We start from the raw sequence: 13,362 nt of genomic DNA on the forward strand, positions 1-13,362 counted from the left end.
CCGGGCTGCGGAAGTATGGGTTCATGACGCCAACACCGGACGCCAAAACCCGTTCAGACCGCCAGATCGCCGAGGACATACCGTACGGTGTGCGCATAGCGGCCGCATGGTCCTGGCGGGCCGGCCTCATTCTGGTGATGATCGGCATCCTGGTCTGGCTGCTTGGCAAGGTCAGCTTCCTCATCATTCCAGTCATGGTTGCCGCCCTGCTGGCAGGCCTGCTCTACCCCGTGGTCGTTTGGCTGCGCAACCTGAAGGTGCCCAATGGGCTGGCTGTGGCCATCACGGTGCTGGCGTTCATTGGCGTGATCGCCGGGGCCTTGGCGCTGGTGGGACGCCAGTTGGCGGCCGGCTTCGGTGAACTGTGGCAGGAGGCGCTCACTGGCATCCAGCAAGTCCAGACCTGGCTTGCCGACGGTCCATTGCACCTGACCGCGGACCAGATCGACAAGTACATCTCCGACGCTGTCAACGCCCTGCAGAACAACAGCAGCAGCATCCTGAGCGGAGCACTGTCCTTCGGCAGTACGGCAGGTCACTTTGCGGCCGGACTGGTGCTGGCACTCTTCATCCTGATCTTCTTCCTGCTGGAGGGGAGCCGGATCTGGGCCTTCCTGGTCCGGCTGCTCCCCAGGAAAGCCCGGCGGGCCGCGGATGGGGCCGGCCGCCGCGGGTGGACCAGCATGGTCAACTACGTGCGGATCCAGATGTTCGTCGCTTTCGTGGATGCCGTGGGCATCGGCGTCGGAGCCGCAATCATCCAGGTCCCCTTGGCATTGCCCCTGGCCGTACTGGTGTTCATCGGCTCGTTCATTCCCGTGGTGGGTGCCTTGGTGACCGGTGCCATCGCCGTCCTGCTGGCCCTGGTGGCCAACGGGCCGGTCAACGCCTTGATCATGTTGGCGATCGTGCTGTTGGTCCAGCAACTTGAGAGCCACATCCTGCAGCCCCTCGTCATGGGCAAGGCCGTTGCACTGCACCCGGTGGCCGTCATCCTCACCGTGGCGGCCGGTTCCTACCTCGCAGGCATCCCGGGAGCACTCTTCGCCGTGCCGATCCTCGCCGTAGTAAATACGGCCGTTCGCTACATTGCCGGGCGGACGTGGGAACATGATGGGGGACTGGGCGCGGCTGAGGCCGCCACCGCCGAAGGTTCACCGGGGCCTGACGGCGACTCCAATTTCAAGGACGTCGACCTTCCCGCCGGTGGTACCCGCGGCGGCGCCAGTTCCAACAGCAAGGCCAAGGCCTCAGCAGGCGTCCCCACGGAGCCCACTGACGCCGACACCAACAAAGGAGAATAGCCAGTGAATACCCTCGAAACCCTGCCCGTCACGCTGGACGATGTCCTCAAGGCGCAGGAGCTGCTCGAGGGCATTATTACCAAGACTCCAGTGGAGTCGTCACGGGCACTTGGCACCCTTGTTGGCGGCAACGTCTTCTTCAAATGCGAGAACCTGCAGCGCGCCGGCTCGTTCAAGGTCCGCGGTGCGTACGTCCGCATGGCCCGCCTCTCCGAGGACGAAAAGAAGCGGGGCGTCGTAGCGGCCTCCGCCGGTAACCACGCCCAGGGTGTAGCAGTCGCCGCGAAGAGCCTGGGCATCAACGCCCGCATCTACATGCCGCTCGGCGTGGCACTTCCCAAACTTGCCGCTACCCGCAGCCACGGCGCCGAGGTGGTGCTGCACGGCCACAACGTGGATGAAGCCCTGGCCGAGGCGCAGCGTTACGCCAACGAGACCGGTGCTGTCTTCGTCCACCCGTTCGACAACGTGGATGTGGTGGCAGGGCAGGGCACCATCGGACTGGAAATCCTGGACCAGATCCCGCGCGTGGACACCATCCTCATGGGCGTCGGTGGTGGTGGCCTGTTGGCGGGCGTGGCCGTGGCCATCAAGGCCAAGGCCAAGGAACTCGGCCGGGACATCCGTGTCATCGGCGTCCAGGCCGAAAACGCTGCCGCCTACCCGCCGTCGTTGGCTGCTGACGCCCTGGTGCCCCTCAAGAAGGTCTCCACCATGGCGGACGGTATCGCCGTAGGCCGGCCGGGACAGCTCCCGTTCAGCATCATCCGCGAGCTGGTGGACGACGTTGTTACGGTCAGCGAAGACTCGCTGGCACGGGCGCTGATCTTCCTGCTGGAGCGGGCCAAGATGGTGGTGGAACCGGCCGGCGCGGTGGGAGTAGCCGCACTGATGGACGGCAAGATCGAAAACCCGGGGAACACCGCCGTCGTGCTTTCCGGCGGCAACATCGATCCGATGCTCATGCTGAAAGTCATCCAGCGCGGTCTCTCCGCAGCCGGGCGGTTCATGACCGTCCGGATGATGCTGGACGACCGCCCCGGTTCCCTGGCCACGATCGCCCGCATCATCGCGGAAAACGATGCCAACGTCACCGGGCTGGACCACACGCGCCTGGGCGGCTCCATCAGCATGGGCGACGTATCCATCACCATCAACCTGGAAACCAAGGGCCACGAACACGGTGAACAAGTGCTGGGCGCGCTCCGCGCCGAGGGCTTCCAACCGATCGTGGTGCACTGACAGGAGGTTGGCATGGTGCTCGAAACGCCCGATGGGTCAAAGGCCGAGGCCCGCGATTCGCTGGCGGGAAGGGCCAAGGGCGGGCTGCTCTTCATGGGCGGCTTCGTGGTGTTGCTCTACGTCATTGAGTTCCTGAATACGCTCATGATGCATGGGCTCAACCGCACGTTCGGCTTGCGTTCGCGCTCCTTCGACGGCGTCCTGGATATCCTGACTTTCCCCCTGCTCCATGCCAACCTCAACCACTTGCTTTCCAACACGCTGCCGCTGCTGATCTTCGGCTTCCTGGTGTTCCTGGCCGGGCTGAGGGTATTCATCACGGCACTTGCGTTCAGTTGGCTGGGGTCCGGCCTGACCGTCTGGCTCATCGGCGGGGGAGGAGTCACTGTTGGCGCCTCCGGACTGGTGTTTGGATTCTTTGCCTTCCTGCTGGTCCGGGGATTCTTCAACCGCAGTTGGTGGCAGATCCTTTTGTCCGTGGTGCTTTTCATGGCCTATGGCAGCATCCTGTTCGGCGTGCTGCCCACCGTGATGGGGTACGTTTCGTGGCAGGCGCACCTGGGCGGCGCGATCGGCGGCGTCGTTGCGGCGATCCTCCTCCGCCCCAAATCCACAGCCCCCACCCCGTAAACCCAACCAGGGGACAGCACCTGCTCCACTGAGGGCTCAGCGCGACGTTTGCTGTCCCCCAGTTGGGTGGGCCGGGGACGAAAAAACGCCGGCCTCCTGCGAAGGGAGGGCCGGCGTTTTTCCTTGGGTGAAGCGTTAGCCTGCGTACGGCTTGGCGGAAACGATCTCCACGGAGATTTCCTTGCCGTTGGGGGCGGTGTAGCTGAGCTTGTCGCCCTCCTTGTGGCCGATGATCGCGGCACCGAGCGGGGACTTCTCGGAGAAGACGTCGATGTCCGAGTCGCCGGCGATTTCGCGGGAACCAAGGAGGAACTTCTCCTCGTCGCCGGCGATCTTGGCAACAACCAGCATGCCGGGCTCAACAATTCCGTCGTCGGCGGGGGCTTCGCCAACCTGGGCATCGCGCAGGAGTACGGTGAGCTGGCGGATGCGGGCCTCGATCTTGCCCTGCTCCTCCTTGGCTGCGTGGTAGCCGCCGTTTTCCTTGAGGTCGCCTTCCTGGCGGGCGGCTTCGATCTTCTGGACGATATCCGCTCGGCCGGCGCCGGAAAGGTGGTCCAGCTCAGCCTTCAAGCGGTCGAAAGCTTCCTGGGTAAGCCAAGCTGCTGTGGCGCTGTTGGTGGTAGACACGGATTTCTCCTCTTGATCTGACAAAACAAAAGACCCCGCCGAGGTGGCCACTCGTGAAACTCAGTAACCAACTAAACGGGGGTGAAGGTTCTATCCATTGTAGTAAATCCTTTGGATGAACCCAAACCGGTTGAGTGCTGCGTCACACGATTGTTATTTGCCGCTGTCCGTGATCCAGCAGTTGTCAACCACGCCGGACACGGCCGCGGATTCGGTGATGAGGACCGTCCGCTGGGCGGTGGTCCGGCCGCCGTCGGCATCCTGTTGGGGGTCATTCGGCCCGATCTCCACCACTTTCCACCCCACTACGGCGAACTTGGAGTCCATGGCCTTGATGGCGCATTTCGCCGTGGCTGAGGGGGACTTAGTGACCTGGTAATCCACCTCGGCCTGGGTGTCATCCACGGTGCTGTAGCCGATGTCCTTGAAGGTGACGGGAGCCGTGGCGGAACCGGTGGCGACGTAGGCGGCAAAACCGATGCCCACCACGAGGGCTCCAATGATGATGTTCCTCTTTGACTTCCGGGTCAATCCGCGCTTTTGGCCACCGTAGCGATTGGCTAGGCTGTTGTCTGCCGGAAGTTTGGTGGCCGATGCGTCCTCTGAAGTCACCCATCCAGTTTAGTGCGGATCCCGGCAGTCCCTAATTTTTGCACCATCCATGAAAGAGGAGCCGTCCCGTGACTGCGTCCACCGAGACAGAGCAGCTTCGCCTGCTTGCCGTCCATGCCCACCCGGACGACGAGTCCAGCAAGGGTGCAGCAACCATGGCAATGTATGCCGCGGCCGGAGTCGAGGTCATGGTGGCTACGTGCACTGACGGATCGCGCGGAGACATCCAGAACCCTGCCATGGAGGATGCCCCACACCCCAAGCGGGACATGGCCGGTGCGCGCCGGTTGGAGATGGCGAACGCTGCGGCAGTCCTCGGCATCCAGCAGAGGTGGTTGGGATTCGTGGATTCGGGCCTTCCGGAGGGAGATCCGCTGCCTGCGCTGCCCGCAGGTTGCTTCGCCCTGCAGCCACTGGAGCGCGCTTCCAAACCACTGGTACGCCTGGTGCGCGACTTCAAGCCGCATGTGATCATCAGCTACGACGAAAATGGCGGCTATCCGCACCCGGATCACATCATGGCCCACAAAGTGGCCGTGGAAGCGTTCGAGGCGGCCGGAGATCCGGAGCGGTATCCGGGCATCGGCGAACCCTGGGCGCCCAGCAAGCTGTACTACGATCGCGCCTTCAGCCCCGAACGTTTCCGTGCGCTGCACTTCGCGTTGGAAGAAGCGGGTTTGCAGTCACCGTACGCCGAGCGGCTCGCAGCTTGGCTCGAAGCGGACGCCGAGGGCCACACACCGCCTGTGCCGGCACACCAGACCACCACGCAGATTGATTGCGGCGACTTCTTCGAGGCGAGGGACGATGCCCTCCGGGCGCACCGGACCCAGATCGACCCGGTGGGTTTCTTCTTCGCCGTTTCCCCGGACCTGCAGCGCACGGCATGGCCTTGGGAGGACTACACGCTGGTCCAGTCCAAGGTCACGTCCGAGCTGCCGGAAAAGGACCTCTTCGCAGGGATAAGATAGGGAAGGCCCGGGTTTCTATCGCTCGTAGAAGTCTCCCGGGGCCAACCAGTTCCCAGCCCGCTGGACCGGCATGCATCAGCTCCCATAGAAGGTTTGAACGTGCACCACTTGATCCTCGCCCTGACCGTCAGCCCGTCGCCCGACCCCACCGGCACGCTGCGTCCGGGCCTGTCCGAGGACCAGGTGACCCCGGGTACGTGGGGCTTTGTCCTGACCGCCTTCATCGTGATCCTGACCACTTTCCTCATTGTGGACATGGTCCGTCGTATCCGGCGCGTCCGGTACCGCGCACAGGTGGAGGAAGCGCGACTGGCTGCCGAGTCAGGATCGGCTGACGCTCCGACGGATGAGAACGGCGATGCCGCTCCCGGGCCCCGCTGACCCGCAGGAAAACAGATGGCCCGGAGCGTCCAATGCCCTGGGCTTGGAGCCAAGCGCCTACTTGCGCCAGCATGCAGCCAATCCGGTGTTCTGGCGGCCTTTCGGCGATGAAGCCTTTGCCTTCGCAGTGGAACGCGACGTTCCGGTCTTCCTCTCGATCGGCTACGCAGCTTGCCACTGGTGCCACGTCATGGCCCATGAGTCCTTCGAGGACCAGGCCACAGCCGACTACTTGAACGCACACTTCGTTCCCGTCAAGGTGGACCGCGAGGAGCGCCCGGACGTCGATTCGGTGTACATGGCAGCCACCCAGGCCATTAGCGGCGAGGGTGGCTGGCCGATGTCCGTCTTCCTGACTCCGGATGGGCTCGCCTTCCATGCCGGTACCTACTTCCCGCCCACACCCTTGCCCGGACGGCCCTCCTTCCGCAACGTCCTGGAAGCGGTCCACGAAGCCTGGGTGGAGCGGCGCGAAGCCGTTGAGCAGAACGCGCGCGGTTTGGCGTCGAACATGGCCAACGCCCAGATGTCCGGCGCGGTACGGCTTGATGGGCCGCCCGAGGTCCTTGATGCCGGGTTGCTGTCCGAGGCAGTTGGCCTGTTGGCGCGGTCCGAGGACGTAGCCGCCGGTGGCTTTGGCGCCGCCCCCAAGTTCCCGCCGTCGGCCGTTGTGGAATTCCTGATCCGGCACGCGGCGGCACCCTCAGAAACGGCCGAAGCGGCGAGGGACATGGCCGGCCGGACCCTGGCCGGCATGGCACGTTCCGCCTTGCGGGACCAGCTCGACGGCGGTTTCGCCCGGTATTCGGTGACGGCGGACTGGTCTGTTCCCCATTTCGAAAAGATGCTCTACGACAATGGCCAGCTCCTGCGTGCCTATACGCACTGGATCAGGCTGGGCGGAAACGCGGTGTTCCCCGTTGAGGAAGCCGCCGCTGTTGCCTCCGCCTGCGCCGACTGGATGGTGTCCGCCCTTGCTGTGGAAGGGGGCGCCCTGGCATCCTCCCTCGACGCCGATACCGTGGTGGATGGTGTCCATCACGAGGGCGCGGCCTACCTGTGGACGCCTGACTCGCTGCAGGAGGTGCTGGGTACCGGCGATGCCGAGGCCGTTGCACGGATCATGAACGTGGGCAGTGAGGGGACCGTTTCCGCCCTCGGCTCGCCGCTGCATCCCGGGAAGCTGTTGACCGGCCCCGAAGCCAGGGTGTGGGAACGCGTGCGCCCGGCGCTTCTGGCCGCGAGGGACAAGCGCAACCAGCCCGCACGGGACAACAAGGTGGTGGCCGGATGGAACGGTCTGGCGGTAGCGGCCCTGGCGGAAGCCGGAGCTGTCCTGGAACGGCCGGGACTGGTCGCGGCTGCCGAGGGCATCGCCGACTACCTGGAACGTGTCCACTGGAATTCCGGCGAGAACCTGCTGACGCGCGTCTCGCACGATGCCGCGCCGAGGGGGATCGGCGGACTCCTGGAGGACTACGCCTTCTGCGCCGACGGTTTCTTTGCGCTCTACGCCGTGACAGGGCAGAAACGCTGGTACGGCCTGGGTGAAAGCCTGGTCCTGGCCGCGAGCGACCGGTTCGTGGCGAACGGCCAGCTTGCTGACTCGGCCGGTGAATCTGCCCAGGTCTTCAACGCCCAAGGGCAACATGCCGCGCTGGATCCTTTCGACAACGCCACTCCCAGTGGTGCTGCCGCGTTCGCTGGTGCGTTGCTGACCTACTCGGCCTACTCGGGATCCCACGATCACCGCCTCATGGCCGGCAACATCCTGGGCTTGCTTCCCCCGATCGCCAGCCGCGCGCCCCGGGTGGCTGGCTGGCTCCTGGCCACGGCGCAGGCCGCCCTTGCCGGGCCGGTGGAGGCCGCCGTCGCCGGTCCGGACACGCCGCTGCGGCGCGAACTCCACCAGGCGCTGCTGGCTTCGGCAAGCCCGGGCCTGGTGGTCGCCGTGCAAACCGCGGACGACGGCGGGTCCCCGGCAGCCGCCGTCGAAGTGCCGTTGCTGCTTCACCGCTCAGGCAGCCCTGACGGCTCGGCGCAGGTGTACTTGTGCCGCGGGATGGTGTGCGAACGGCCTGTGGGGACACTGGCCGAAGTGGAAGCCAGGCTGGCCGCGATGGTTTCCGGCGCCTGAACCGCGGGTCCTAGGGCCGCGGGTCCTGGCGCCGCGGGTCCTAGCTCAGGACGGCGATCATGATGGCGATGAAGTGGGCCGCGAAAGCGAACACCGTGAAGGCGTGAAAGAGCTCATGGAAACCGAAGTGCGTAGCGCTGAAATTCGGCCTCTTGATGCCGTAGAACACGGCTCCCGCGATATAGAGTGCTCCGCCCACGCAGATGAGGACGGCGGAGGCCACGTTGGCGGCGAAGAACTGTGGCAGGTAAAAGAGTGCACCGCAGCCGAGGGCAACGTAGATGGGCACGTACAGCCACCGCGGTGCGTGGGTCCAGAGCACGCGGAACAGCACGCCGGCGATGGCTGCTGACCAAATGGTCCACAGGAGCGTGACTGCCGCGGGCCTGTCCAGGAGTGACCAGGCAAGAGGCGTGTAGCTGCCCGCGATGACCAGCATGATGTTGGTGTGGTCCAGCCGCTTGAGCACTATCCGGATCCTGTCATTCCAGTTGCCGCGGTGGTACACGGCACTGACTCCGAACAGCATGACTCCCGTCAGGGCGTAGATGGCCGAGGTGATCTTACGGTCCGCGGTGGGCGCCAGCGCCACCAGGACAATCCCCGCGGCAAGGGCAAATGGGGTTGCCACAGCATGGATCCAGCCGCGCCACAAGGGCTTGATGATGAGCGAGTCAGCCATTGTTAAAGAGTAACCTACGGTCCGGTAAGTTACTCATGGGTAATGTTGCTCCACCTTGTTCCGGGCCGCCTGCTGCACCAGCCTGCCAGCTCGGGCAGGTAGCCTTGGATGTGCGCGTCGTTCGATTGGTCAGAGCAAGGAAGTCAGGTGAGAGTCCGGTGGAGCTGCCCGGTTTCCTCTACGGCTTCTACGAACGCCGGCTCCTCAGATCGCTCGACCACCAGAAGATTCCGCGCCACGTCGGCGTCATGGTGGATGGCAACCGCCGGTGGGCGCGCCAGTTCAACGCACCCACCAGCGAAGGGCACCAAGCGGGAGCGGACAAGATCCACGAGTTCCTGGGATGGTGCCAGGAGCTGGGCGTCAAAGTAGTGACGCTCTACATGCTCTCCACGGACAACATGAGCCGCTCCGGCGAGGAGTTGGACCTGCTTATGGGCATCATTGCCAACACCATGGACCGCCTGGATGAGAACGAGGATATTTCCGTCCATGCCATGGGGGCGCCGGAACTCCTTCCCGACTACCTGGCCGAGCGGCTTAACAAGCTCACTGCCCGGACGCCGGTCCACGAGAAGATCCACGTCAACGTGGCCGTGGGCTACGGTGGGCGACGGGAAATCGTGGATGCCGTCCGGGAACTCCTCCAGGACGCCGCTGCCAAGGGCCGTAACATGTCCGAGGTTGCAGATGAACTCTCGGTGGACGATATTTCACGTTTCCTCTACACGAGGGGCCAGCCCGATCCCGACCTCGTCATCCGCACCTCCGGTGAGCAGCGGCTCTCCGGCTTCCTGATGTGGCAGAGCGCCTACAGCGAGTTCTACTTCTGCGAAGCCCTGTGGCCGGCTTTCCGCAAGGTCGATTTCCTGAGGGCCCTCCGCGATTATGCGGGACGCCAACGCCGCTTCGGTTCCTGAGGCGCCCGATTCCTCCTGGTCATTTCAACCACTGCTGGGTGAACTTCCGTTAATCCCGAATTCACTCGTGGAGAAGCGACTTGCCGACGCCACAAAGAGGAATTTCCTGTGGCGGGGATTACGTTAAACCCATCAGCAGGCAAAACCGCCCGCTGATCGGGGAGGCCAGTAGATGGAGCGGATCATCGCACCAGTTACAGGGGAGGCCACGCCCGGCCTTCCGGCCGAGCCGCTTCACCATAAGGCCGGGCGAACGCCCGGGGCTGGAGTCGATGTGGCTATTTCAGAGCAACTGCCCGCAATGGTTTCCGACGGGGAAAGTGCAGCTACCTCTCGCGCCAAGCGCGCCACCAAAGGGACAAAGAAAACCGCGGCACCCACAGGCCGCAGCTACGTCATAGATACCTCCGTCCTGCTCTCCGATCCGCACGCACTGCTGCGCTTCGCCGAGCACGAGGTCATTGTCCCGATCGTGGTCATCAGCGAACTTGAGGGCAAACGCCACGATCCGGAACTGGGCTACTTTGCCCGGAAAGCCTTGCGGCTCCTGGACGACCTGCGGATTGAGCATGGCGGCCTGGACCACCCCATTCCCTTGGGAAACGATGGTGGCCTGCTCAGGGTGGAAATGAACCACATTTCGCCGGACGTCCTCCCAGCGGGCTTCCGCGGCAGCGACAACGACAGCCGGATCCTGGCGGTCGCGAAGAACCTGGCCAACGAGGGCCACAACGTCACCGTGGTCTCCAAGGACCTCCCCATGCGCGTCAAGGCTTCGGCCATGGGCTTGCACGCCGACGAGTACCGGAACGAACTCGTCAAGGACTCCGGCTGGACCGGCCTGGCCGAAATCGAAGCCAGCGAACAGGAAGTCAGCACCCTCTACGGCCACGAACCGGTCTTCATCCCGGCCGCGGCCGAACTGCCCGTGAATACCGGCCTGGTGGTCCTCTCCAACCGCGGCTCGGCACTGGGCCGGGTGGGTTCGGACAAGCAGGTCCGATTGGTCAAGGGAGACCGGGATGTCTTCGGCCTCCACGGCCGCTCGGCAGAACAGCGGCTCGCGATCGACCTCCTCATGGACCCGTCCGTGGGCATCGTTTCCATCGGCGGGCGTGCCGGCACCGGTAAGTCCGCCCTGGCCCTCTGTGCGGGCCTCGAAGCCGTCCTCGAACGCCGCGAGCACCGCAAGGTAGTGGTCTTCCGTCCCCTGTACGCAGTTGGTGGACAGGAGCTCGGCTACCTGCCCGGCTCCGAATCCGAGAAAATGAACCCGTGGGCGCAAGCGGTGTTCGACACCCTCGGCGCGCTGGTCAGCCAGGAAGTAGTGGAAGAAGTCATGGACCGCGGAATGCTGGAGGTCCTGCCGCTCACCCACATCCGCGGCCGCTCCCTGCACGACGCCTTCGTGATCGTGGACGAAGCACAGTCACTGGAGAAGAACGTCCTCCTGACGGTGATGAGCCGCATCGGCCAAAACTCCAAGATTGTCCTCACCCACGACGTCGCCCAGCGCGACAACCTCCGCGTGGGCCGGCACGACGGCGTCGCAGCCGTCGTCGAAACCCTCAAGGGACACCCGCTGTTCGGGCACATCACGCTGACCCGGTCCGAGCGGTCGCCGATCGCGGCCCTCGTGACGGAGCTGCTTGAAGGGGCAGAAATCTAAAGTGCTGGTGCCCAAGGGCCGTGGCCGGGTTCGCCGGGCCACGGCCCGTCGGCGTGGGTCAGAGGCCCAGGTACGATTTCAGTCCTTCGTGGCCTTGGACGTGGAGGGTCCAGTCGGGGCGTTTGAAGGATTCTGGGGTGAGGCGGACTTTTTGGACGTCCTCCACTTTGGTGCCCCAAACGGTGCGCGTGAGGCCGTTGGGTTCGTAGCCCAGGCTTGTGGAGACGCCCAGGGATTGTTGGTTCCAGGTAGCGGCTTCGGATTCGGCCACCTCCGCCTTCAGGTAATCGAAGGCGTAGCTGACGACGGCGGCGCGCATCTCCTTGCCGATGCCGCGGCCTTGCGCCGCTTGCTTGAGCCACGAGCCTGTGTGCACCGTCCGGAGTACCGCGAACTTCGTGGCAGCGAGGTCCTGGACTCCGAGGAAATCGTCGCCTTGCCAGACGCCCAGGAGCAGGGTCCAGTCGTCCGGGGTGAATCCTGCCCGGCAGCGCCAGTACCACTGGGCCATCTTGGGAGCCAGTTCGTTGTCCGGGAGTTCGGCCCACGGCGTGCTGAAAGGGCTCTTTCCAGGCTCGTGGATTCCGGACCGGGCAGCAGCCACGGCGGCGGGGATGTCGGCGTCGAAAATGGGACGCAGGACGAGGCGCGGCGTGGTGAGGGTCAGTCCGAAAGGGGGCCAGATGTTTGCCAGCGAGGTCATCGCCGCAGTCTAGCGTGGCCGGAGCGGGGCTTGCTGTCACGCGGCTTCCCTCAGAGCCGGGCAGCGTCAGGCCGCCGGGCCGATGTCCCAGGAGATGTGGCGCCGGACATCGGTCAAGTTCATGGACTCGGCAAGGAAGAGGTCATCCAACATGTACTCGTCCACGGCCAGGATCTTGAGCCAATGGCCCTTGCCGGAGGATTCGCCATCCAGCGATTGGCTGGCGACGCAGACTCCCGTGGCAGCGTCTACACGGACCAGCGTCCGTCCCGGGTGCGCCAACGGTTCGGCGGGATCCGAAGGCTTGTAGGTCCGGCCCCGGGTGATGACTGCCTCCAGTGCCAGGCGCCCCTCGTGGTCCACCTCGCGGAGTTCATCGAAGGACACCGGGTTGGTGTCCGGGAACTCCAGGGGTACGGGCGCGTTGCCGGCAAGTTCCACGGGGTCCAGGGCGGCGGCGAGCCGGCCGTTTCCGAACGAAGGCTCACCGTAAGCGGCTTCCGGACGGCGCCGAACCAGGCCGCCGTCGTCGTAAACAGGTGTCACCAGATGCGGCGGAAGCAGCCACGAGCGGCGCGTAGCGCTGACATAGAACTCATCCCTGGAGTCGTTGATCCCCGTGGTGCTGTAGAGGAGTTGGCCATTCGGAGACTCCAGGCGGAGCGCTCCCGGACGCCTGAGCCAGGCCCGCACGATGTTGGCGCCCGTCCCCGGCCGCTCAAGGTATTCGAACCGAAGGCTGGTCCACTTCCAGGGCGATGAACGGCACAGGTTCCGGAACGTGGAGGACAAGTCGGAATCATCCCCTGAACGCCCGTTTGAGGGTCCAAATCCCGGCGGCAGGCCGGGTCCATCTGTACTGTAGCGCCCCATATCCACAGTGTACCCAGAGGTTCACGCCGGGCCCGGAGATAATCCGGGGTAGCATCCGAGGGTGATCCGACGACTCGCCGACCTCTGGGACGCCGCCCCTTTTGCCTTCTGGCTGGTGCTGTTGGCGTCCCTTTATTTCGTGGTCATGGCGGTGCGGCTCACGGTGATCGACGTTCGAAGCCATTTGCTGCCCAACCGCATCGTCTTTCCGTCGTACGGGGTGGCCGGGATCCTGCTCCTGGCTGCGGCCCTGCTCTCCGGGTCACGGATGGACGGCGCGCTGGCCGGAATTCCGGGGCTCGGGGTGCTTGCCGGTGCCGCTGCCCTGTGGGTCCTCTATTTCCTGCTCCGGCTCGTCTATCCGCCGGGTATGGGATTCGGGGACGTGAAGCTGGCCGGGGTGTTGGGTTTGTACTTGGGCTACCTTGGCTGGGGCCACGTATTCGCGGCAACGTTCCTGGCGTTCCTCCTGGGCGGGCTGTGGGGGCTGGTCATCATCGTGACCAGGAGGGGCAGCCTCGCCTCGGCGATTCCCTTTGGACCGTTCATGCTGGCAGGGGCTGCCGCAGCCATGGTTGTCCTGCCTGCATGACGCCGTAAGCTGGCTG

The 13,362-nt window shown here is 64.7% G+C and carries 14 protein-coding genes; 9 read left to right on the plus strand and 5 right to left on the minus strand.

Annotated features, from left to right (window positions below; all coding sequences use genetic code 11):
* Positions 1-23 precede the first annotated feature (23 nt).
* The 3 genes from ACH488_RS13045 to ACH488_RS13055 are packed head-to-tail and all read left to right on the plus strand — an operon-like array spanning position 24 to position 3,176.
* The gene (locus ACH488_RS13045) at positions 24-1,304 is read left to right on the plus strand and encodes an AI-2E family transporter (protein WP_397324726.1); all 1,281 of its coding nucleotides are present in this window, start codon (positions 24-26) and stop codon (positions 1,302-1,304) included.
* A 3-nt stretch (positions 1,305-1,307) separates the two neighbouring features.
* The gene (ilvA, locus tag ACH488_RS13050; RefSeq protein WP_397324728.1) at positions 1,308-2,546 is read left to right on the plus strand and encodes a threonine ammonia-lyase; all 1,239 of its coding nucleotides are present in this window, start codon (positions 1,308-1,310) and stop codon (positions 2,544-2,546) included.
* A gap of 12 nt (positions 2,547-2,558) precedes the next feature.
* On the plus strand, positions 2,559-3,176 hold the full coding sequence (locus ACH488_RS13055; RefSeq protein ID WP_397324730.1) for a rhomboid family intramembrane serine protease: 618 nt from the start codon (positions 2,559-2,561) through the stop codon (positions 3,174-3,176).
* A gap of 135 nt (positions 3,177-3,311) precedes the next feature.
* Here ACH488_RS13055 and greA read toward each other — a convergent pair whose 3' ends face one another.
* Positions 3,312-3,806, minus strand: coding sequence for a transcription elongation factor GreA (greA, locus tag ACH488_RS13060; RefSeq protein ID WP_387433331.1), 495 nt, complete (start codon positions 3,804-3,806; stop codon positions 3,312-3,314).
* A gap of 153 nt (positions 3,807-3,959) precedes the next feature.
* The gene (locus ACH488_RS13065; protein ID WP_397324732.1) at positions 3,960-4,418 is read right to left on the minus strand and encodes a DUF4307 domain-containing protein; all 459 of its coding nucleotides are present in this window, start codon (positions 4,416-4,418) and stop codon (positions 3,960-3,962) included.
* 68 nt (positions 4,419-4,486) lie between these two features.
* Between ACH488_RS13065 and mca the strand changes: the two genes are divergently transcribed.
* The 3 genes from mca to ACH488_RS13080 all read left to right on the plus strand — a co-directional run bounded on the left by mca (position 4,487) and on the right by ACH488_RS13080 (position 7,907).
* Complete coding sequence (mca, locus tag ACH488_RS13070) at positions 4,487-5,389, plus strand: mycothiol conjugate amidase Mca (protein ID WP_397324733.1); 903 nt, start codon at positions 4,487-4,489, stop codon at positions 5,387-5,389.
* A 99-nt stretch (positions 5,390-5,488) separates the two neighbouring features.
* Complete coding sequence (locus ACH488_RS13075; RefSeq protein ID WP_397324735.1) at positions 5,489-5,770, plus strand: hypothetical protein; 282 nt, start codon at positions 5,489-5,491, stop codon at positions 5,768-5,770.
* A complete protein-coding gene (locus tag ACH488_RS13080; protein WP_397324737.1) occupies positions 5,748-7,907 on the plus strand; it encodes a thioredoxin domain-containing protein in 2,160 nt (719 codons plus the stop codon). The genes ACH488_RS13075 and ACH488_RS13080 overlap by 23 nt, the downstream gene beginning before the upstream one ends.
* 40 nt (positions 7,908-7,947) lie before the next feature.
* Here ACH488_RS13080 and ACH488_RS13085 read toward each other — a convergent pair whose 3' ends face one another.
* Positions 7,948-8,589 carry a hemolysin III family protein gene (locus tag ACH488_RS13085; protein ID WP_397324738.1) on the minus strand — a complete coding sequence of 214 codons (642 nt, stop codon included), beginning with the start codon at positions 8,587-8,589 and terminating at the stop codon, positions 7,948-7,950.
* Between the two features lie 158 nt (positions 8,590-8,747).
* Here ACH488_RS13085 and ACH488_RS13090 point away from each other — a divergent pair, with 158 nt between their 5' ends.
* Both ACH488_RS13090 and ACH488_RS13095 read left to right on the plus strand, forming a co-directional pair.
* Entirely contained in the window at positions 8,748-9,509 is a 762-nt protein-coding gene (locus tag ACH488_RS13090) for an isoprenyl transferase (RefSeq protein ID WP_397324740.1), read from the plus strand.
* Positions 9,510-9,783: 274 nt separating this feature from the next.
* Positions 9,784-11,178 carry a PhoH family protein gene (locus ACH488_RS13095; protein WP_397324742.1) on the plus strand — a complete coding sequence of 465 codons (1,395 nt, stop codon included), beginning with the start codon at positions 9,784-9,786 and terminating at the stop codon, positions 11,176-11,178.
* Between the two features lie 58 nt (positions 11,179-11,236).
* On the opposite strand, the gene ACH488_RS13100 is transcribed toward ACH488_RS13095, so the two are convergent.
* Together ACH488_RS13100 and ACH488_RS13105 are read right to left on the minus strand one after the other, a co-directional pair.
* Positions 11,237-11,881 (minus strand): GNAT family N-acetyltransferase, encoded by a 645-nt coding sequence (locus ACH488_RS13100; RefSeq protein ID WP_397324744.1) that lies wholly within the window; start codon positions 11,879-11,881, stop codon positions 11,237-11,239.
* A gap of 66 nt (positions 11,882-11,947) precedes the next feature.
* Positions 11,948-12,754, minus strand: a complete 807-nt coding sequence (locus tag ACH488_RS13105) for a hypothetical protein (RefSeq protein ID WP_397324745.1) — start codon at positions 12,752-12,754, stop codon at positions 11,948-11,950.
* A 61-nt stretch (positions 12,755-12,815) separates the two neighbouring features.
* On the opposite strand from ACH488_RS13105, the gene ACH488_RS13110 reads away from it, so the two are divergent.
* The gene (locus ACH488_RS13110; RefSeq protein WP_397324747.1) at positions 12,816-13,346 is read left to right on the plus strand and encodes a prepilin peptidase; all 531 of its coding nucleotides are present in this window, start codon (positions 12,816-12,818) and stop codon (positions 13,344-13,346) included.
* The last annotated feature ends 16 nt before the right edge of the window (positions 13,347-13,362 follow it).

Origin of the sequence: Paenarthrobacter sp. NPDC018779 (assembly GCF_044391085.1) — a bacterium.
Lineage (GTDB): Bacteria > Actinomycetota > Actinomycetes > Actinomycetales > Micrococcaceae > Arthrobacter.